At 63.2% G+C, this 20,775-nt stretch carries 18 protein-coding genes; 4 read left to right on the forward strand and 14 right to left on the reverse strand.

Annotation, left to right across the window (positions count from 1 at the left end; genetic code table 11):
* The 4 genes from HWY05_RS35400 to HWY05_RS35415 are packed head-to-tail and all read right to left on the reverse strand — an operon-like array spanning window position 1 to window position 5,687.
* Complete coding sequence (locus HWY05_RS35400; protein WP_176061218.1) at window positions 1-972, reverse strand: ABC transporter substrate-binding protein; 972 nt, start codon at window positions 970-972, stop codon at window positions 1-3.
* Window positions 969-1,784, reverse strand: a complete 816-nt coding sequence (locus HWY05_RS35405) for an ATP-binding cassette domain-containing protein (RefSeq protein ID WP_176061219.1) — start codon at window positions 1,782-1,784, stop codon at window positions 969-971. The genes HWY05_RS35400 and HWY05_RS35405 overlap by 4 nt, the downstream gene beginning before the upstream one ends.
* Before the next feature lie 53 nt (window positions 1,785-1,837).
* A complete protein-coding gene (locus HWY05_RS35410; RefSeq protein WP_051980659.1) occupies window positions 1,838-3,520 on the reverse strand; it encodes a cyclic peptide export ABC transporter in 1,683 nt (560 codons plus the stop codon).
* 19 nt (window positions 3,521-3,539) lie between these two features.
* The gene (locus tag HWY05_RS35415; protein ID WP_244146782.1) at window positions 3,540-5,687 is read right to left on the reverse strand and encodes a TonB-dependent siderophore receptor; all 2,148 of its coding nucleotides are present in this window, start codon (window positions 5,685-5,687) and stop codon (window positions 3,540-3,542) included.
* 216 nt (window positions 5,688-5,903) lie between these two features.
* On the opposite strand from HWY05_RS35415, the gene HWY05_RS35420 reads away from it, so the two are divergent.
* Window positions 5,904-6,689, forward strand: a complete 786-nt coding sequence (locus HWY05_RS35420; RefSeq protein WP_035555242.1) for a helix-turn-helix transcriptional regulator — start codon at window positions 5,904-5,906, stop codon at window positions 6,687-6,689.
* 55 nt (window positions 6,690-6,744) lie between these two features.
* Here the strand turns inward: HWY05_RS35420 and HWY05_RS35425 are convergent, their stop codons facing one another.
* From HWY05_RS35425 to HWY05_RS35440, 4 genes are all read right to left on the reverse strand, one after another.
* A complete protein-coding gene (locus HWY05_RS35425) occupies window positions 6,745-7,494 on the reverse strand; it encodes a YbhB/YbcL family Raf kinase inhibitor-like protein (protein WP_208459125.1) in 750 nt (249 codons plus the stop codon).
* Window positions 7,495-7,663: 169 nt separating this feature from the next.
* Complete coding sequence (locus HWY05_RS35430) at window positions 7,664-8,548, reverse strand: helix-turn-helix transcriptional regulator (RefSeq protein ID WP_176061220.1); 885 nt, start codon at window positions 8,546-8,548, stop codon at window positions 7,664-7,666.
* 69 nt (window positions 8,549-8,617) lie between these two features.
* A complete protein-coding gene (locus HWY05_RS35435; protein WP_244146783.1) occupies window positions 8,618-9,157 on the reverse strand; it encodes a GNAT family protein in 540 nt (179 codons plus the stop codon).
* A 114-nt stretch (window positions 9,158-9,271) separates the two neighbouring features.
* Window positions 9,272-9,577 (reverse strand): hypothetical protein, encoded by a 306-nt coding sequence (locus HWY05_RS35440; RefSeq protein ID WP_156126688.1) that lies wholly within the window; start codon window positions 9,575-9,577, stop codon window positions 9,272-9,274.
* 537 nt (window positions 9,578-10,114) lie between these two features.
* Between HWY05_RS35440 and HWY05_RS35445 the strand changes: the two genes are divergently transcribed.
* Window positions 10,115-12,016 carry a potassium transporter Kup gene (locus HWY05_RS35445; protein WP_035555233.1) on the forward strand — a complete coding sequence of 634 codons (1,902 nt, stop codon included), beginning with the start codon at window positions 10,115-10,117 and terminating at the stop codon, window positions 12,014-12,016.
* 85 nt (window positions 12,017-12,101) lie between these two features.
* Here the strand turns inward: HWY05_RS35445 and HWY05_RS35450 are convergent, their stop codons facing one another.
* Together HWY05_RS35450 and HWY05_RS35455 are read right to left on the reverse strand one after the other, a co-directional pair.
* Entirely contained in the window at window positions 12,102-12,824 is a 723-nt protein-coding gene (locus HWY05_RS35450; RefSeq protein ID WP_176061221.1) for a hypothetical protein, read from the reverse strand.
* A 104-nt stretch (window positions 12,825-12,928) separates the two neighbouring features.
* Window positions 12,929-13,366, reverse strand: coding sequence for a hypothetical protein (locus HWY05_RS35455; RefSeq protein ID WP_176061222.1), 438 nt, complete (start codon window positions 13,364-13,366; stop codon window positions 12,929-12,931).
* A 349-nt stretch (window positions 13,367-13,715) separates the two neighbouring features.
* Here HWY05_RS35455 and HWY05_RS35460 point away from each other — a divergent pair, with 349 nt between their 5' ends.
* Window positions 13,716-14,540: an alpha/beta hydrolase gene (locus HWY05_RS35460; RefSeq protein WP_244146784.1), complete on the forward strand. Its 825-nt coding sequence runs from the start codon at window positions 13,716-13,718 to the stop codon at window positions 14,538-14,540.
* A gap of 167 nt (window positions 14,541-14,707) precedes the next feature.
* On the opposite strand, the gene HWY05_RS35465 is transcribed toward HWY05_RS35460, so the two are convergent.
* Genes HWY05_RS35465 through HWY05_RS35480 form a run of 4 tightly spaced genes read right to left on the reverse strand, consistent with a single transcriptional unit; the run spans window position 14,708 to window position 19,587 of the window.
* Complete coding sequence (locus HWY05_RS35465; RefSeq protein WP_176061223.1) at window positions 14,708-15,673, reverse strand: HlyD family secretion protein; 966 nt, start codon at window positions 15,671-15,673, stop codon at window positions 14,708-14,710.
* Between the two features lie 56 nt (window positions 15,674-15,729).
* Window positions 15,730-15,930, reverse strand: coding sequence for a DUF1656 domain-containing protein (locus HWY05_RS35470; protein WP_176061224.1), 201 nt, complete (start codon window positions 15,928-15,930; stop codon window positions 15,730-15,732).
* The gene (locus HWY05_RS35475; RefSeq protein WP_176061225.1) at window positions 15,914-17,413 is read right to left on the reverse strand and encodes an efflux transporter outer membrane subunit; all 1,500 of its coding nucleotides are present in this window, start codon (window positions 17,411-17,413) and stop codon (window positions 15,914-15,916) included. Before HWY05_RS35475 ends, HWY05_RS35470 begins: the two co-directional genes overlap by 17 nt.
* Window positions 17,410-19,587 carry an FUSC family protein gene (locus HWY05_RS35480; RefSeq protein WP_176061226.1) on the reverse strand — a complete coding sequence of 726 codons (2,178 nt, stop codon included), beginning with the start codon at window positions 19,585-19,587 and terminating at the stop codon, window positions 17,410-17,412. Before HWY05_RS35480 ends, HWY05_RS35475 begins: the two co-directional genes overlap by 4 nt.
* A gap of 264 nt (window positions 19,588-19,851) precedes the next feature.
* Between HWY05_RS35480 and HWY05_RS35485 the strand changes: the two genes are divergently transcribed.
* Window positions 19,852-20,772, forward strand: a complete 921-nt coding sequence (locus tag HWY05_RS35485; RefSeq protein WP_035562680.1) for a LysR family transcriptional regulator — start codon at window positions 19,852-19,854, stop codon at window positions 20,770-20,772.
* The last annotated feature ends 3 nt before the right edge of the window (window positions 20,773-20,775 follow it).

Genomic DNA, 20,775 nt, shown 5'->3' on the forward strand with positions numbered 1-20,775 from the left:
TTATACGACATGGCTGTTCCGCGTTGGCAGGGCGTCCACGACGGCGCGAGTGAACCGCTGAACGGAAATCAACGCGCCGCTCGGCGAGATGACCGGCAGGATCGCCGATCTGCCGGGCTGCGCGAAAGGCAGTTGCCGCCACACCGGATTGCGTTGCAGACCGGCGGCCGTGCCGTCCTCGCCTGCCCCGACCCACAGGAGATGAGCGTCCGGCGCGGCGATCAGCCGCTCGAGTTCGACGATGCTGGAGGCAGCGCCTCCCGCCACCAGTGCGTCACGCGCGCCGTCCGCCGACGCGATGGCGGCATTGCGAATGCCCAGCCTCCGCAGGACGTCGCCGAACATGCTGGCGCCGCCGAAAATCCGCAGATGACGATCGTCGATCGCCTGGGCGACATAGACCTGCGCATAGCCGCCGGTCGGCAAGGCGGCGTCGAGCACCGCACGCGAGCGCGCGAGCACCCGGTCGGTTTCGTCCATCAGCGACTGGGCCCGCGCTTCGAGACCCAGGCGTCTGGCGAGTATGGACAGTTCGGCACGCATCGCCTGATACGGTTGCGGATCCGTCATGTACGCGCCGAGCGTCAAGGTCGGCGCAATGCGCTCGAACGAAGCCTTCACGCTCGCATGCGCGGGGGTGATCACCATCAGGTCCGGCCGCAACTCGTACAGCAAATCGTAGTTCGGCTGAAACAGCAAACCGACGTCGACGACACCGGCCGGCAACGGCGGCGCCACCACGCTACTCGTGTACCACGAGGGCGCCGGTACGCCGATCGGCGCGACGCCGAGCGACAGCACCATCTCCGTCAGATCCCAGTTCAGCACGACGAGCCGCCGTGGCACGCGGGCGGCGGCTTGCGGCGTGGCGCCGTGCGCGGCAACCGTCGCGCCGAGCGCGGTCGCGGCCAGCGCACGCAGACAGAGACGGCGTTTCTTCGAGCGATCCGGCACAACGCTCCCCGTCTTCATTGCGGAATACCGACGACGCGGCCGCTGGCGGGATCTCGCAGCACCGTCATCGGCACGCCGTAGATCGCTTCGAGGTTCGGGCCGGTCATGATGTCGCGAGGCGAGCCCTGCATCAGGATCTTGCCGTTGCGCAGCGCGACGATCCGATCGCAAAAGCGCGCGGCCATATTGATGTCATGCAGCACGATCACGGCTGCAATGCCACGCTCGGCGCACAGCGTGCGCACGAGGTCCAGCACCTCGACCTGGTGCGCCACATCGAGCGCGGACGTCGGTTCGTCGAGCAGCAGGCAGCGGCTGTCCTGCGCGATCAGCATGGCCAGCCACACGCGCTGACGCTCGCCGCCGGACAGACTATCCACCTGCCGGTCCGCGTAGTGGGTCACGTCCGTCATTCGCATCGCCTCGGCGACCCGCTCGCGATCCTCGTCGCCGAATACGCCGAGACTGCCGTGCCACGGATAGCGGCCCAGCGCGACGAGTTCACGCGCGAGCAAGCCGTCCGTAGAGGGCGTGTATTGCGGCAGATGCGCCACCCGACGCGCGAATTCGCGCGGCTTCCACGCGGCCAGCGGCTTGCCGTCGAAGCGGATCGCGCCCGCACCTTGCGCGTGATGGCGCGCCAGCAAACGCATCAAGGTGGTCTTGCCCGACCCGTTGTGACCGATCAGGCCGGTCACGCACTCGCGGGAAATCGACAGATCGATACCATCCAGCAGCGTCGTTGCACCCACATCGAATCGGACCTTGTCCAGTTCGAACAGCGACGACGCCGGCGCGGATTCCGTGAAAGACGAACTCGTATTGGCCATGAACTCTGAACCGTTCCGCAGCACGCTGCGGCTTGAAAAAAAGAAAATGCCCATCAGGCACGCGCCGAAGCACCCGCCGCGAACGTGCCGGCCGTGCCGGCATGAAAGGGGTCGCCGGACGGCGCGGCGCCGCCGCCCTGTTCGACCACCTGGCCGAAATCCAGCTTGATATAGCGATCCGCGAGCGGGAAATAACGGTCGTCGTGCGTGATGACAACGACCGCTTTGCCTTTCGCCTTCAACTCGGGCAACAGCCGCCGGTAGAACACATCTTTAAAGAGCGGGTCCTGATCCGCGGCCCATTCGTCGAACAGATAAAACGGCCGGTCTTCCAGATACGCGACAAGAAGCGCGAGCCGCTTGCGCTGACCTTGCGACAGGTCGAGCGTCGAAAACACGCCGTTCTCGATGCGGACCTTATGCGACAGTTGCAGTTCGTCGAGTAGCGCGTGCGCAAGCGCATCCACGTTGTCCAGCTTGATGCCGAACAGCGTGTCGAACAGAAAGAAGTCGCTGAAAACCACCGAAAAATGCTGTCGGTAAGCATCGCGCTGCGCTTCGCCGACCGCTTCGCCGTTCAGCAGGATGCGTCCGCTTTCCGGTGTGTAGAGGCCGACGATCATCTTGGCAAGCGTGGTCTTGCCGCTGCCGTTGCCGCCGATCAGATAGACGAGTTCGCCCGGACGAAAGCTCAGATCGATCGGGCCCAGCGTAAAGACGTCGTTTTCCTTTTCCCTGAAATAGCGGTGCGTGACGCCTTCCAGCACGATGCTGTCGAACGACGCCGCGTGCGCGACCAGGTCCGTTCGCTCGACAGGCAGCTCTGCATTCACTTGCTCGATACGTTCGAGCGCCACGCGCGCCGTGCCGAGGTTCGGAATCGACGAAAGCAGGCTTTCGATCGGCATGATCATGTACAGAAAGATCATCGCGTAGCCGGACATGACATGCGGCGTCACGGGCAGATAGCGCGTCAGAACGAACAGCACGCAGCCAATGAACGCGAAGAAAATGAAGCTGCCCCAGCTCGCCGCGGCGGCATACAGCACGTAGCCGCGCGTGCGCTGTACGCGCACCGCCTCGATGTTGCCGGCGAGCGTGTCGTCGACGAAAGCGCGCATGCGCGCCCGATGCAGCTTCAGTTCTTTCGCACCGTCGAATAGCGCGCGGAAGTGATGCACCAGCGCATCTTCCCGGCGCCGCGAGTTACGCAGATGGAACAGGCCGCGCGTATGGGCCACACGAAAACCCACCGCGCCGATCAGCACGGTGAGCGACGCAAAAGCGAGCACCTGCCACGACAGGAAGCCCAGATACACGAGGCAACCGGCAATCACCGCACCGTTCATCATGAGTCCGGGCAAGCTGACGAACAGCACGACGATCGTGTCGAGATCCTGGGTCAGCACGCCCAACGCGCGTGCCGATCCCTGACGTTCGATGCTCGCATAGGGCGCCGTCGAAATCCGCTCGATGGTTCTCATTCTCAGACTCGCCTTGGCGTTCTGGCCGAGACTCATGAAGAGGGTCTGCGACACCGTGCGCGTAATGAGCACGACGACGCCGATCGCGAAGAAACGCACGCCGAGTTCGACCAGTTGCTCGCGTGGCGACGCGAGCGCCTGATTGATCAGCGCGACCAGCCCCGCGTTGCCGAAACCGCTGACGAGACTCATGACGATCGCGACGAGCAAGCGCCCGCGCGACCCCTTTACCATTGACCAGAGAAGGTGCATATCTAACCGTGTACGCCGATTACCATTGATACCTCGCCGTCCCAATCACCGAGCGGTCCGAGCCGTAGTAGCACTGCACGCTGTTCGTGCAATAGGCAATGTACTGACGGTTGAACAGATTGTTGGCGTTGACCGCGAAGCGCCAGTTGCGGACGTCATAGTGCACCACCGCGTCGACGAGGAAGTGACTCGGCACCTGGAAGGTGTTGCCCGCGTCGCCGTATGTCGTGCCGATATAGCGCGCGCCGCCGCCGAAGCCGAGGCCGCGCAGATTGCCGGCATGCAGCGTGTAGTCCAGCCAGATCGACGCCATGTTGGTGGGATTGCCCGACGGCGGCCGCTTGTTCAACGACGGATCGTCGGCGCCGGCCGCGGTCACGCGCTGATTCAGGAACGCATACGACGCGATCAGGTTCAGCCCTTCGGTGAGACCGATGCGCGCTTCGGCTTCGAAACCGCGCGAGCGGATTTCGCCCGTCTGATTCGTAAAGCCGGGATGCGCGTCGTCCGACGTTTGGACGTTCTGCTGACGCAGGTCGAATGCGGCCACGGTGAACAACGCGTTGTAGCCCTTGGGCTGATACTTCACGCCCACTTCATACTGCTTGCCGCGGGTCGGCTGGAACGGCGAACCGTCGAAGTTCGCGCCGGCAACCGGCTGAAACGATTTCGCAAAACTCGCATAGGGCGCAATGCCCGATTCGAATTCGTAGTTCAGCCCCGCACGCCACGTGAAGGCGTGCTGCTGGCTGAGTGTGCCGACGCCGTCGGTGGTATTCGAATTGCGGGCCCAGTCCTGACGAGCACCGAGCGTCAACGTCCAGCGCTTGTAGCGCAATTGATCCTGCGCGTAGAGGCCGTACTGCGTTTGCGCGATGTATTGCTTCGTGCTGTCCGGCACGAAGGCGACGTTGCTGTAGTCGGGCGCGAAAATATCGATCGTACCCAGCGAATAACCACGGCTGATGCGATCCATCACGCGCTGCACGTCGAAACCGAACAGCACGGTGTGATTGATTGCTCCCGTGTCGAACTTCGCCTCGGCCTGCGTATCGACGCTGAAGTTCGTCAGGTGTTCGTCGTTGTTATTGGTGAAGAGGCCGGCGGTACGCTGATCGTCGGCGAGCGAGCCGAATAGCGAGTTCTGGTAGTACTGAATGTCCTGATGCAGATAGCGGACATTCTGGCGGATCTTCCAGGTATCGCTAAACGCATGTTCGAACAGATAGCCGATCGAAAACTGCTGGCGCTTGAGGCGGTCGGTGTTCGGATCGCCGAGATAGTCATGCGACGAAATGTGTCCGTTGATATTCGGCAGGATCGTGCCGGCCGCGGGCACCGGATTGAACAGGCCGCCTTGCGGATCGTACTGATAGCTGCCCAGCAGCGTGAGGCTCGTGTTCCTGTCGGGGCGGAACGTCACCGACGGCGCAATCGCGAGCCGCTGCTCCTTGATGTGATCGGTCTGCGAATCGGCGTCGCGCGCGAGTCCTGTTACGCGGTACAGAATCGTGCCGTCTTTATCGACCGGGCCGCTCATGTCGAACATGCCCTGATAGCGGTTGTCGCTGCCAATCTGCAATTGCAACTCGTGGAACGGGTAGGCGGTCGGCAGTTTGCTGGTCATCAGCACCGCGCCGCCGGGACTGCCCTGGCCGTACAGGACCGAAACCGGTCCGCGCACCACGTCGATACGATCGAGGAAATACGGATCGATTCGCGGCGACGCGTACCAGGTAGTGCGCATCAGGCGCAGGCCGTCGAGATACGTATCGCTGTCGAGGCTGAAGCCGCGAACCGTGATCTGATCGAAGCGCGTTTCGTTGTCCTGGGAGGTGACACCCGGTACGTAGCGGATCGCGGCGTCCAGCGTTTGCGCCGCTTGCGCGTCCATCTGCTCGCGCGTCACGACGGAAACCGACTGCGGCGTTCGAATCAGCGGCGTATCCGTCTTCGAACCGGCAACGCTGCGCTTCGCGACATAGCCGAACGTTTCCTTGTCGTCTCCCGAGCCTGCCGTCACCACGACTGCCGGCAGCGTGTTTTTGTCCGCGCCACCGGCTGCGTTCGCGCCGCCCGTTGGGGTGGTCTCCCCTGCGCTCTGTGCATGAGCCGCGGCGGCAGCCGTCAGCCACATCGTGGCCATTGCCCAACGCGTCTTTCTCATTCGTTTCGATCCCCGACCGCTCATTTCCACCATCCCTTCAATTGTCATTATGTCGCATCAAATACGAGTACGAATGCGAATCGTTACTATTCTGTATCGCATTGGCTTGCGAAACCGCAGAAGTCGTGGAAGGATAGCGCCGGTATTGTCGCGCTGTCTTGCCATCAAACATCGCAAAACAGACACTTTTTGGCAGACTTAAACGAGAGCTTTGAGATGGATCCAATCTGGCGAGCGCAATTCGGCGTCGAATACCGTCGTCAACCGCGACCTGTAATGGCGCGCGGTTCGTCCTATACGAATGGGCAACGCGAAATCTGGCACGCGCACGAGCAGGCGCAGTTGTGCTACGCGATGAACGGCGCTGTGCGCGTGCTGACGCCGATGGGCAGCTGGATGCTGCCGCCCATGCGGGCGATCTGGTTGCCGCCCGGCGTCGACCACGAGATTCATGCAATCGGCAGCGTCGACACTTACAGCGTGTATCTGGAGCCCGACGCCGCGCCGTGGTTATGGCCGGCGTGCCGCGTTCTGCTGGTCACGCCGCTAATGCACGAGTTGACGACCAAGTTGGCGGAGGAGCCGCAAGAATATGCAGCCGATAGCCTCGGCGCGCACATTGCGCCGTTGCTGCTCGAGCTGCTGTGCCGCGCCGATTCGACGACGCAAGGCGGACTGCCACTGCCTAGCGATCGACGGCTCAGGGCGATCTGCAGCCAGTTGCTGGCCTCGCCCGACAACGACGACACGCTCGACGAATGGAGCGAGACCGTCGGCGCGAGCGCGCGGACGCTGGCGCGTCTTTTCCGGCTGGAGACGGGGCTCACCTTCGGACAATGGCGTCAGCAGTTGCGTCTGGTCGAGGCGATGTCGCGTCTGGTGGTCGGCGACTCCGTGGCGAAAGTCGCCGACGATCTGGGCTATCAGAGCAGCAGCAGTTTTATCGCGATGTTCCGGCGGGAAATGGGCGAAACGCCACAGCGACTGTTGAAGCGGAGTTGAGAGGGAAAGCGCGGAGCACGCGCAGGCCGGCGCATTCTCGACAGCCTGTGGTCTTTCAGCGCCGCGCCCCGCGATTCACGAAGTAATCGACGCTCGCGCTTCCCGTGGCCAGAACATGCGTCTTCATCGCGCGCAAAAGATCTGCGCGGCTGAACGCCCCCGACAATCCGAGCGTGTCGACATCGAGCGCGTAAACCGTCACCCGATAGCGATGCACACGCTCATCGTTCCATGGCGGACAGGGGCCCATGTAGCCGCCATACGGACCGTCCTTCATGAAGGACGCGAAGCCGTTCTGACCTCTGACACCGTACACCGTGCGTTCAAGCGGCAAACCGCCCTGAAGGTGGCCCTCGCCGTCCAGTGCTTCCGGCAAGGTGGTCCGATCCCCGGGAATATCGGCGAGCACCCAGTGGACGAACTCCTGGCGAGGCGCGTCGAATGCGATGCTCGTGCCGGGCTGGTTCAGCGTCGACAAGTTGAGCGGTACATCGGGATCGATCAGGGTCAACGCGTAGGATCGCGTGCCGGCCGGTCCTCGCGACCAGGTCACCGGGAGACTCCGGTTCGCGCCGGGTGCGCTTCTGCCGGCCGTGGTCGACACGCAGGACGCGTTCGCGAGCGCAAGCTCGTGTACCGCCGCGGATGCCGGCGCTTTCGACACACCGATCACAACCCGCAACATCTCCGCGCCAGCCTGAGCGCTGGCCGCGCCGGCCGCGCCTGCCGCGCCGAACGCAAAAGCAAATACGAATGGGGATGTCGCGGCGACCGCTGCCGCGCAAAGTCTGGTTGTCGTTTTCATTTCCGTTCTCACTAGTTTGCCCGTCACGACAAATTAGCAAGCACGGTGCGCCCCAGCGCGCACGCAAACGCTCAAAGTTCGGCCAGATCCGATCAGTTGTTTCGATACCCGCAATTGAGAAGCGAAAGCCGTCTCGTCGTCACGACGACTCACACGCGGTGACTCGCGATTATTTGCCGTCGTCGATCGGCTGCGAATCGCGGAGCGCACGCGGATCGGCGCCCTCAATCTCACGAAATCGCTCGATGAAGCGTCGCGACGACTGATACCCCGACGCCAGCGCCGCATCGCGCACTGAAACGCCCGCCTCCTTCAGCAGGGAAGACGCCGCAGCCATCCGTTCTTCGGCGAGCAACGCACGCAACGATTGGCCCTCGCCCGCGAGCTTGCGCCTGAGCGTGGCGTTGCTCATGCCCAATTCCGCCGACAACAGATCGGCCGTCCACGGATGATCGGGCCGCCAGCGCACGAGCGCGCGTACGGCGTCGGCGGTGGACTGCGCCGACGCGTGCGGGCGTAACGGCAAAACACCGCGCGTGCCGAGGATCAACAGAATCTCCATGATCCGATGATCGACCAGCACGGGAGGAAGCGATTGCGTTGCAATGCCTTCGGCGGAATGCAGGATCGCGCCGATCAACAGCGGATCGAGTCGCGCCTCGATGTTCTGTGCGCCCGTTTGCGCCTGCCATTCAGGATGAGCGCGATGCGCGCCGAGAACGAGCGCTTCCGAGAAATCCAGAAAGAGCGCCCGGTAAAAGCCGGTGACCTGATCGGGCACATTGACGACATCGCCACGCCATCCGCCCGGCAGCACGATTGCGCGACCGGCGGCGAAGCGCAGTTGCCGGCCCATCGTCACGAGTTCCTTCGATCCCTCGAGCACCACGATCAACGACGGACGCGGCAGGAATACATCGGCAATTCGCTCTTTTTCTCGTGCGACGAACGCGAACATGGAAGGCCGAGCCGCGACGCGCAGCAACGACGGCGGACGAGTATCCACTTTCGCGAGCCGCTTGAGCGCAAGCAATAAATCACGAGTCTCCGTCATACGTAGTCGAAGCCTTGCAATAACGGGTAGTAGAAAAGAAGCGGGCGAGGAATGCGCGAAAGACTCGCGTCACCGCAGCCGTTTAACCATGTGCTCTTCATCGTAAAACCGGCCATCTATCTGCATGGCGCGCGGCTCTACGCCGAAGCGCTCAAACCCTTGCGATACATACAATTTTCTCGCGGCTAAATTTTCCGCATTGACGCACAACATCAACTGAACGCAGTCCCACTCGTTCGACGCATGCACCGTCGCGGCCGACAACAGCGACTGAGCAATACCTTGCCCCCGCCGCGAAGGGTGAACGAACACGCCCCAGATTGTCGCCTTATGACGCACCTGAACCAGAGGCTCGCGACGCACACCGGTAATCCCGATCAACTCACTATCGGCGAACGCGCCGAAAACCGCCTGCAGTTCGGTCGATTGAATACGCGCGATGGTTTGTTCAGTCGAGCGCGCCGACTCTTCTTCGCGAGTCGGCCAGATTGAAGTTGGCGAGTTGTCTACGGCAAGAAGACGCAACGATCTGAAAAGGCCGGCGTCGGCGGCGGTGAGAAGACGGATCATGGTTGTAATTTTAATTTCATCAAACGGGAAACAGGACATCGCTCAGCGCGGGCCAACAGCCGGCCGCATCGAACGACTCCCGGATTCGATAACGAAAGCGATCCGGTGTTTTAACACGTTTGCGAAATGATCTACTCCGGCTCGTCCTCCCGATCACTTCAACCCGACGATGTAGAAGACGACATCCTCCTTGCCGACATTCTTGAGTTTGTAAGGACCGCTCGCCTCGAAGACACGCACCTCGCCGGTCTTCCACATGGCCATTTCTTTTCTTCCGTCAGGATAGATCCGCTGGATCGAACCGCCTTTCATCGCACGCACCACGCGATAAGGGCGCGCGCGGCTATCGGTTTCAGCGCCCGGCTTGATGCGTTCCTCCGAGGCCACCACCTTCTCGTTTTCCGCCATGACCTTGACCTGATCGGACGACGACGTCATCGCGGCCTTCTCCTGCGACATGGCCTGACTGCCCAGACTCATCATCAACGCGAACGCAACCCATTGAAGGCGTCCGATAAAAACCGCTAGTTTGGCCACGATGCACCTCGGCGTTAACGTCATGCAAACGCGAATCCCTCATGCGGACTCTGCAATTCGTTATAGGCCAGCGCCAGCGCCGATATCAGACAAACCCGCGACTCGCGGCGTCGAACGCGACGTGCAAGCGTGCTGGGTAAAGGCATCGCGATGTTTTCTGAAAGGAAGCCACGGTACGATTCGGGCTGGCACGTGTCGCAACGCGACGCGTCAATCATGCTTCGCCGAAGACATCGAGGATTCACATGAGTACTTACATCCTGCTGGGCGGTGGGTTCGGACTCGCCCTACTCATCGCGATCTGGGGAATCTGGCGGCTGAGGTAGGGTCGCGCACACAGATCACGCCCGTCCCGGCCTATCCTTTACCTTAGCTCGCGAGTCGCACGACCGGCATCCATCGCCGCCCGTCCCGCCACGCTGACGTTTCCGCCGCCTTTACTCCGCTTACGACAGACCTATGTCCTCCTCCGCGACTTCCTCACCCAACGCCACCGCCAAGGCGGCCGCGCCAAGCCTCGTACTGGGCGCTATCGGCGTTGTGTTCGGCGACATCGGTACCAGTCCGCTCTACACGCTTCGCGAATGTCTGAAGGCGGCCGGCGGCATCACGCAATTGAACGTCTTCGGCATCGTGTCGCTGATTCTCTGGGCCATCATCATCGTCGTGACGCTTAAATATGTCACTTTTGTGATGCGTGCCGATAACGACGGCGAAGGCGGCATCCTCGCGCTCACCGCGCTCGCTTCGCGCGTAGCGCCCGAGCGACTGCGGCAAGTGCTGTTGACCCTCGGCGTGTTCGGCGCGGCGATGTTCTACGGCGATTCGATGATCACGCCGGCCATCTCCGTGATCTCCGCGGTGGAAGGCGTGACGCTGGTCGATCCGCATCTCACCGAGTGGATCGTGCCGATCTCGCTCGTGATTCTCACCGGCCTCTTCAAGATTCAGAAGCGCGGCACCGGCGCGGTCGGCAAAGTGTTCGGGCCGATCATGATCGTCTGGTTCGTCACGCTGGCGGCGCTCGGCCTGTCGCACATCATCCCGCACATCGATATTCTGCGAGCCGTGTCGCCGACCTATGCGTTCGCGTTCGTGACGCATGCGCCCGGCACCGCGTTCATCGTGCTGGGTTCCGTGTTTCTCGCGTTGACCGGCGGCGAGGCGCTTTACGCGGACATGGGGCACTTCGGCAAGCGGCCGATCAATCTCGCGTGGCTGTTTCTCGTGCTGCCGAGCCTGGTGCTGAATTACTTCGGCCAGGCTGCGCTGGTGCTCGATAAACCGTCGACCATCGCCCAACCGTTCTTCCAGTCGGCGCCGGGCTGGGCACTGGTTCCGCTGGTGATCCTGGCCACGGCGGCCACCATCATCGCGTCTCAAGCGGTGATTTCCGGCGCGTTCTCGATGACCAAGCAGGCCGTGCAACTCGGCTTCCTGCCGCGCATTCCGGTGGTCCATACGTCGTCGCACGAGATGGGCCAGGTGTACGTGCCGTTCATCAACATCTCGCTTTACGCGGCGGTGGTGTTCCTCGTCGTGTTCTTCAAATCGTCGGATAACCTCGCAGCGGCGTACGGGATCGCGGTGGCGTCGACCATGCTGCTGACGACCCTGCTGATGTATTTCATTACCCACGACCTGTGGAAATGGAGCCCGCTGAAAACGGCCGTGGTCATCGTGCCGCTCGCGCTGGTCGACGCCGTGTTCGTGTCGAGCAACGTCAGCAAGGTCATGGAAGGCGGCTGGTTCCCGTTACTGGCGGGCGGCGTGCTGTTCACCGTGATGACCACGTGGCACAAAGGGCGCGAAACCCTGATGGAGCGGATGAGAAGCGACAACCTTCCGCTCGCGACCCTGATTCATTCGCTGTGCGACGGCGCTCATTCGCCGCCGCGCACCAACGGCACCGCAGTGTTTCCCGGCGGCGTGGCTGGCATGGCGCCCAGCGCGTTTCTGCACAATCTGAAGCACAACGGCGTCATGCATCAGTTCAACATCTTCATGGCCGGTACGACCGACAACGTGCCTCACGTGCCGGACGAACAGAAAGCCGTGGTCGAAGATCTGGGGCATGGCTGCTACTCGGTGGTCGTGCGTCATGGCTTCACCGAGATTCCCAACGTGCCGCGCGTTCTGGAGTTCGTGCAGAAACAGATTCCGGAATGGCACTACGAACCCTCCGACACGTCGTTCTTCCTCGCACGCGATACGGTGCTGGCGACCGGCGAAAGCAAGGCGATGTCGTTGTGGCGCGAGAAGCTGTTCGCGTTCCTCGCGAGGAACGCGGCGCAGGCGGCCGAGTACTACAGCCTGCCCGCGAATCGCGTGGTGGAAATGGGCGGTCAGATCAATATCTGACGCGACGGCACGGGCGCCGTCCCGTGCCGACTGTTTGAGTCCAAAAGACAGTGAGCGGTGACGGCGTGCGGCGTGAGAGAACGACTCAGGCTTCCGTGTCGACCATGCCGGTTGTCTTGCCGGAGGCGAGCATCAGTTGGGCAAGCTCCGAGGTGGCCATTTCAATGGCGGAATTGATCGTCGACACCTGGCTCGACAAACTGCTCACACGAACTTCCTGGGCGCTGACCTGAACGTCGTCGTCAGTCGATTGCGTCGATCTGCTGGATTGGCGCGAATGTTTGGCCTGCGTGGTTTGCGCGGATGCGTCGGCTGAAGCGCTGCCGCCGGACTGAACCGCCCCGATCGACTGGCTGCCTTGCGATGGCGAACTGTGCGATGTCCGTGTTTGCGAGCCCTGCGCTTGCGACATTTGCGACTCGACCGCCGCGAGTTGCGCCTGCAGCCGCTGGATCAGTTGCGTGAGCTCCTGCATTTCGAATTCAGTGGCGCTCGAGCTGCTGGACGCACCGCCACCGCCGCCTCCGCCGCCACCCTTTCCGCCCTTGCCTTTGGCGTGAGTGGTCGAACTGCTGCCACTGCTACTCGACGAACCCGAAGCCGCCGAAGTCGACGTGGTGCTACCGGACTGCGAGCCGGAAGAGCCGGACGAGCCCGATGAGCCCGACGAAGTAGCGGACGTAGAGGCCGAATCCGCTGCGGCAGAACCCGAAGCCGCTGAATTCGCCGTAGTCGCTGTAGTCGTCGCGGCCGTTCCGCCGCCGTTGGTTTGCCACGCATTGAGGCTGGTCGCGCTGGTGATCTGCATCAGCACACCTCCTTTAAACAGGTCGATTCGTCGAGATTGGGCAAGCCCGACGGACTGCCCCTCAATGAATAACGGCAGCGCGCGGCACAAACTTTAGCGCCGCGTCAGCGATCTCCGCGCAGCCACGGTTTGTCATCGCCATGCGCCGCCTTCTTTTTCGACGAAGGCCAGACCGCCGCGATCAATCCGGCAATCAGCCCGAGCACCCCGACGAGCGCCATCAACCCGCCGCCGACGTAAGGCGTCAGCGCCGCGCCGAAGGAATTGGCCGCGCCCAGAAACAGCAGACCGACGATCAGCGCGATGCATCCCCCGATGCCCCACACGGCCGCTGCCACGGCAAAAAATCGACTCATTGTGACCCTGAGAAATGAATGGATCGTTGCGATGGTGTGCGTATGGACGGTGCGAGCAATGCATGCCTCACACGCGAACGACCCGATGCAACTCAACACGATAGTTTGCGTGGATTGTACCTGGTGTGAAAAAGGCGCCGCCGCCGTGGCCGGATCGCGCCCGCCGCCGGCCTCGTTGGCCTTCAACTTCCCTACGGTTCGACCTCGAATCCCGTTAAGAACAATTAAGCATTCTGAAGTTCAGCACAGCCGGTCGCGCCGTAGGATTCAACCTGTGATGTCCCATGACGCACGCGTCAGAACGGCACATCCATCAACGACACAAGAAACAACACAAGACTGGAGAATCACTTTGGCCCACTCATCCGAAACGCCGTCGGCGCAGCGCCGTCAACTACTCATGGCAGGCGCTGGCGCAGCGGGTGCAGCCGTCGCCGCCATGGCAGCACCGGGCGCCGCCATGGCAGCGGCATCCGCCAGCAGCAGCACGCACACGGGCAACTCGTCCCATTCACATCAAGGAGAGCGTCACACCATGAATTACGTTACGACTAAAGACGGCACGCGAATCTTTTACAAGGACTGGGGCACCGGTACGCCGGTGGTGTTCTCGCACGGCTGGCCGCTCGACGCCGATGCATGGGACCCGCAGATGCTGTTCCTGGTCAACAAGGGCTATCGCGTGATTGCTCACGACCGCCGCGGTCATGGCCGCTCGGACCAGCCGTCGCACGGTAACGACATGGACACGTACGCGGACGATCTGGCCGCGGTGATCAACGCACTCGACCTGAAGGGCGCGATGCTGGTGGGCCACTCGACGGGCGGCGGCGAAATCGCTCACTACGTCGGCCGTCACGGCACCTCGCGCGTCGCGAAGATGGTGCTGATCGGCGCGGTGCCGCCGATCATGGTCAAGACCGAAAGCAACCCGAACGGTCTGCCGATGTCGGTATTCGACGGCATTCGTGCGAGCGTCGCGAGCAACCGCTCGCAGTTCTATAAAGACCTCGCGGTGCCGTTTTTCGGCTTCAACCGTCCGAACGCCAAGATCGAACAAGGCACGATCGACGAGTTCTGGCGCGAAGGCATGCTCGGCTCGATCAAAGGCCAGTACGACTGCGTCAAGGAGTTCTCGGAAGTCGACTACACGGCCGATCTGAAGAAGATCGACGTGCCGACGCTGGTGCTGCATGGCGACGACGACCAGATCGTGCCGATCGACCAGGCTGGCCGCATGTCGGCAAAGATCGTCAAGAACGCCACGCTGAAGGTTTATCCGGGCGCGCCGCACGGCATGTGCACGACGGAAGCCGATAAGGTCAACGCCGATCTGCTGGCGTTCCTGCAACAAGGCTAAGGTCAGGTCGGGTGCTGTCCGGCTCGATCAGCCGGACAGCACCCGAAGCGAACCCATCATCAGCACCGTACGGCTGCATCACAGCCGGCGGTGCTGAATCGTTTCTACGGTAGCGATTCGTCAAACGTCAAGCGCGTCAATCGCCAGGCGTTAAGACGCTCAAACGTTCACGACGAGTGAACGTCTTTCGGCCGCAGCGTCACCGTGCAGGTCATGCCCATCGCGAGCTTCATCCCGGCGGGAATGTGGTCGAGATGCACCCGCACCGGCACGCGTTGCGCAAGGCGCACCCACGTGAAGATCGGATTGACGTCGGCAAGCAGATCGCCGTTGCTGGTCGGATTGTCGCGATCGGCAATGCCGCTTGCAAGGCTATCGACGTGCCCAAGAATCTCTTCGCCGCCCGACATCAGCCGCACCACCGCCTGATCGCCCACATGCACATGCGGCAGCTTGGTTTCTTCGAAGTAGCCATAGACCCAGAACGAATGCGAGTCGATCAGCGCCATCCGCGCGCTGCCGGCCGTGGCGAAATCGCCCGGATAGAGATTCAGATTGGTGATGTAACCATCGGTCGGTGCATGCACTTCGCTGCGCGCGAGATTGAGCACCGCTGTCTGCTGCGCGACCTGTGCGGTCTTGACCTGCGCCTGGGCCGCGCTGTAGGCGGCGACGTCGGCGGCATACGCGGCGGCTGATTGCTTCGCGAGCGACGCTGCGTCGACGCGGCTTTCGTCGGAAATCACATCGCCCGCCAGATTGGCGCGACGCGCCGCCTGCGCGCGCTTCATCGCGAAGCCGGATTCGCTGCCCGCCATCTGCGCGCGGGCTTGTTCCACCTGCGCCTGAGCGCGCAGCAGATCGGCATCGGCTTGCGCCACCGCGTAGTGGAACCGCGCCGGATCGAGCACGAACAGAATGTCGCCTTTGCGCACGAACTGGTTGTCCTTCACCCGCACTTCGCTGACGAGGCCGGAAACGTCGGTGGCAACCTGCACGACCTCGGCGCGAACCCGGCCGTCGCGCGTCCACGGCGAGAACATGTAGTCGAGCCACAGCAGGCGCACCAGCAGAATCGCCACGACGAGAAGGGTAAGCGTGAAAGCTGCGCGCAGCAGGGATTGCGTTTTCATCTTCTTGGCCGGACGTTGACGGTCGGTGAATTCATGGAAGCGTTTCAGTTGCGAGCTTATTGACGCAGCAACAACGCGATGCCGCTGAACAGCGCGGCGAACAACGCGATGCGGAATAGCCCGGGGTGCCACGTATAGCGATAGAAGCCGAGCCTCGCCAGCACCAGATCGAGCACAAAAAACAGCAGCGCGCAGCCGACGAGAATCGGCAGCAGCCCCGGCAACAGCAGCGAGAACAGATCAATTTCGCCCGGCATCGCTGGCTCCTTGCGACACGTCGTCGGCCGGTGCGGACGCGAAACCGCCGCCCAGCTCTTTCATCAGAAGCGCCCACGCGTCGAGGCGTTTCGCCTGAATCTGCGCGAGGCTTTCCTCCTGCTGCAACTGTTCGTTCTGCGCGGCCAGCACGTTCAGAAATTCGGTGATGCCGCTGCGATAGCCGGTGTCGGCCAGCCGGAACGAGCGACGCGCCGACGCCAGCGTGCTTTCCACCGACGCCTGCTGCTGGTCGAGCGAACGCAGCGACACCACCTGAATCGCCACGCCCTGCATCGCGTTCACCACGCTCTGGTTGTACGCGTCGACCGCGGCATCGCGCGAGGCGACTGCTACACCGTATTGGCCGCGCCGGCGTCCGCCGTCGAAGATCGGCAGCGAGATCGCGGCGCCTACGCCGTGACCCATGCCGTCGCTATTCAGAAAGTTGAAGAAGCCGCCGAAGGTCGCCGCCGAACCGAGCGACGCCGTCGCCAGCAAATCAATGTCCGGATAGAAGTTGGCGTGCGCGGCGTCGATGCCCTTGTCCGCTTCGAGCACACGCCAACGCCCCGCCACCACGTCCGGCCGATGGCCGAGCAGGTCCGCCGGTAGCGACGCCGGCAACGCGACCGGCACGCTCAAGGCGAGGCTCGGACGGCGCAGCGTGTCGCCGTAACCCGGTCCTTTGCCGGCCAGCCCGGCGAGGACGATGCGGGTCAATGCAAGCTGCTGCTGCGCTTGCTGCACGCGCGTCGTGCTCGTCGCGAACTGCGTGGCGGCCTGGCTGACTTCGAGCTGACTGCCCACGCCCGCGTGCCAGCGGCGCGTTGCGATGTCGAGCGTGTGCTGCTGCTCGTCCTGCACCGCGCGGTAGACGTCCAGCAGCGCGTACTGCAACGACAACTGCACGTAGCTGCGCACCACGGCGGTCTGCAATTCGATTTCGGCGAAGCGCGCGTCGGCGGCGGTCGCATGCAGGTTGTCGAGCGCGCCTTCGCGAAGCGCGCGGGTTTTGCCCCACAAATCGAGGTCGTAAGAGAGATCCGCCTGGATGCTGTTGCTCCACACCGTCGTGCCGCCCGGCGGCGCCGGCGTGTTGTAGCGGGCATAGCGGCGGCGCTCGAAACTGCCGCCGGCATCGAGTTGCGGCAACTCGGCCGCACCGGCAATCTGCAGCTGGAAGCGCGCCGCGTCGATCCGCGCCTCGACCGCGCGCAAGCCGGGGTTGCCAACCGTGGCGTCCTGCACCAGCGTGTCGAGTTGCGGGTCGCCCCACGGTTGCCACCAGCGGTCGGTGGGCCACTTCGCGTCCCGCTGGGTTGCGCGCAACGCGGCCCCCGCATCGAGCGATGCCGGGTCGATCATCGACTCGCGCGTATGGATGCCGCCGCTGTCGATGCACGCGCCCAGCAGCGACGTACACGCGAGCGCCGCCGCTATCGCTCGCGATCTCGTCAAGGTGAACAGACAACGCGCGCTCATGCCGGCGCTCCCGGGGTTTGCCACAGCCACACAGTATCGTCCTGCAAGGTCAGTTCCGTGAAGTGCAGCAACGCGCGCATCCGGCAATGCGTGAGCATCGCGGCATCCACCGTGTTGCTGTGCGTGATCGGCAACACGTCCAGCGCGCGCCGCGTCGCGGCCAAGGCGGCTTGAGCGGCCTGCGGCGCGGCATTGCAGAACAGCTCGGCGAGCGCCGCCAGCCAGGCGTCCTGCGCGGCGGGCCAGCCGGACGGCAGCGCGCCGCCGAGCCGTTCGGTATCGAGCCGCATCTGGATCATCGCGCGGCCAATCTCCAGCGCGGCGAACGCCCAGCCGATCAGACGATTGCGATCCACGCGCGGATCGACCGGCGCCGCCGCGATCTGGATGATGAAATCGCGCAGACTCAATTCGAAGCTGTAAAGCAGATCGTCGAGTTCGTCGTCACGTGCACTCTCCGCCACCAGCGCACGAATCTGCTTCAGGTACTGCGCTGAAATCCAGTCGCCCGCGCGCGGCACGATGGTCGAGAACGCGACCGCCGCGGCGGCGATACCGACCAGCAGCGCAAAGCCGGTATCGAGGTAAGCGCTCGGGTTATAAACAGTCGGATTCGAAATGCTGACAATGAAGCAAAAATAGATGCTGAAGCCGAGCCCGAGCACCGCCGTCTTCGCGAACGAATTCACGTAGCTGCCCACCATCACGAAGATCGCTATCGTCGCCGCGAGCAACGGAAAGTTATCGAAGCGCGGCAACAAAAAAAAGTTGAAGCCGAAGCCCGCCAGCCAGCCGGACAGGCAACCGCCGAAAATCTGCCAGCTCACCACGGCCGGGTTCGGCACGAGCGCAAATAGCGCACTGGTAATCGCCACCGCGACGATCGCGCTGGAGCCGTTCACCCAGCCCGACGCGAGCCACGCTGCCCCGACCGCCAGCACCGCGATCGCCGCGCGCGCGCCGGCTACCAGCGCCGCCGTGCGGTTGGCTGTCGCGCGAGTCCGGCCGATCCGGCTGAGCGTCTGAAACACCGACAGGCTCCACGGCTGCCGGTCCTCGACCCGCGCGTCGACATAAGCGCGGCACAGCAAGCGCAGATCCGCGATCGAAAAGAACAGCGCCGCGCCGGTGGTCGCCGCGAACTGGCGCTGCTGCGGCGCCTGGCCGTCGAGCGATCGAAGCAGACGCTCCAGTTGCGCGGGCAGCGCCTGTTCGAACGCGTCGAGACGGGCCAGCATGGTCTGCACCTGGTCGAGCGCGACGGGTTCCGTCTGGCGCAGATCCGGCACGATGGCGAGCAGGTCGCCGAGCAATTCGTCGACGACCGCCAGCACGCGTGGACCGGCTTCGGCGGCGACCCGCGCCTTCAACTGATGCAGCGCATGAATCCACGCCACGGTGTCGAGAAAGCTCCGGTCGAGATCGAGAAACAGGTGGTTGTGCAGACGGATCGACGGATCTTCGAACACCGCGCCGCTGCGCAGCGTTTCCACGCCGGCCCGCTCGCGGATCAGGTCGAGAAACAGGTCGAACCCGGCAACGGCTGCCGTGCGTTCGAGCACCGCATGCAACGCATTCAACAGATGCGTGAAGTTGCGCTGGCTCGAGGCGTAGAGCGCCGGCGTGACGCGCTGCGGAAACACCGCCGCGCTGATCACGCTCGCGCAGACCACGCCGATCACCACTTCGCTCACGGTGAAGACGACGTTGTCGAACACGCCATACGGATTCGACCACGCCGGCATCGCGGTGATCGCCGTGCCGTAGCCGGCCAGCACGAAACCATACGACTGAAAATTGCGGTAGTACGACGCGCCGAACACGCACGCGCCGATCCACGCCGCCAACGCGAGAAAGAACAGCAGCGGCTGCTGCGGGAACAACGCGATCAGCACGAGGCCCGCCAGACTGCCGCACACCATGCCCAGTCCGCGATAAAAACCACGCGCGATCACCATGCCGCTTTGCTGATGCATCATCACGATCACGCACGACACCATCGCCGTGCCCGGCGTGCGCAGTTCCAGGCGCATGCACAAGCCCATCGCCAGGGTCGCCGCCATGGCGACCTTGACGATGTGAAGCAGGCGCGGGGCGTCGTCGCTCCAGTACGCCTTCCACTCGTCACGCAGGCGCGGCGAGGCCGCGCCGTCGGCATCCGCGGACGGCGTCATAGGGCAGTCGTCAAGCGCTGGGTGAGCATGGGTGGGTGGCCAGGGTGGCCGCGAAATAGCCCGGCGCCGTTCGGCGACCGTAATCTGCCAAGGCTAGGCTATCCCGTCAAAAATGTCCTGAACCGGACTAAAAACACCTTAATGGATCGGCTCGCGGCGCGCGAAGAAAAAAGCCGCGCGGGTCGCTGGAAGGCGTTGGAAAGCATTAGAAAAACGCGCGGAATCCAGTATGCTGGCGTACTTCCAGCCTTCCCGCCGTTCGCCATGAATCTCTCTTTCGAAGTGCTGCAGGTGCTCGACGCCATCGACCGAACCGGCACCTTCGCCAGTGCGGCCGAAACGCTGCACAAGGTGCCGTCGTCGCTGACGTATCTGGTCCAGAAGCTGGAGCTCGATCTCGGCGTCAAGCTGTTCGACCGCAGCGGCAGGCGCGCCACGCTCACGCACGCGGGGCGCGTGGTGGTCGAGGAAGGACGCCGTCTTTTACAGGCGGCGGAAGACCTCGAATGCAAGGCCAAACGCATCCAGCACGGCTGGGAAACCGACCTGCATGTCGCGATCGACGAAATCATTCCGTTCGATCTGCTGTGGGACCACGTCAGCGATTTCTACAAGCTGAAGCTGGATACCCGCCTGCATCTGTCGAAAGAAGTGCTGGGCGGCTCGTGGGACGCGCTGCTGACGCGTCGCGCGGACCTGGTGGTGGGCGCGGCGGGCGACCCGCCGCCGATTCCCAATCTGATGGCCAAACCGATCGGCTCGTTAAAGCATGTCTTCGTGGTCGCACCGGATCATCCGCTCGCGTCGATGCCCGGCCCGCTGACGCAAGATCTCGTGGCGAAATATCGCGTAGTGGCGATCGGCGACACGTCGCGCAAACTGGCGCCGCGCACCATCGCGATTGCCGAGCACCAGGAGGTCATGACGGTCCCGACGCTCGAAGCGAAACTCGCCGCGCAGATCCGCGGTCTCGCGGCCGGCACGATTCCGGAATGCCTCGCCGCCGAGCCGCTGAGCCGCGGTGAGCTGGTGCAGAAGGAAGTGATCGGCATGCGGCACACCACGCATTTCTATCTCGCGTGGCGCGGCGACGAAACGGGTAAGGCGCTGCGTTGGTGGGTCGAGCAACTGGACCGGCCGAACCTGATCGACGACGCCGCGCAACAAAGAATGATGCACGGCTGAAGA

This window comes from Paraburkholderia sp. BCC1876, from assembly GCF_902833695.1.
In the GTDB taxonomy this organism is placed as follows: domain Bacteria; phylum Pseudomonadota; class Gammaproteobacteria; order Burkholderiales; family Burkholderiaceae; genus Paraburkholderia.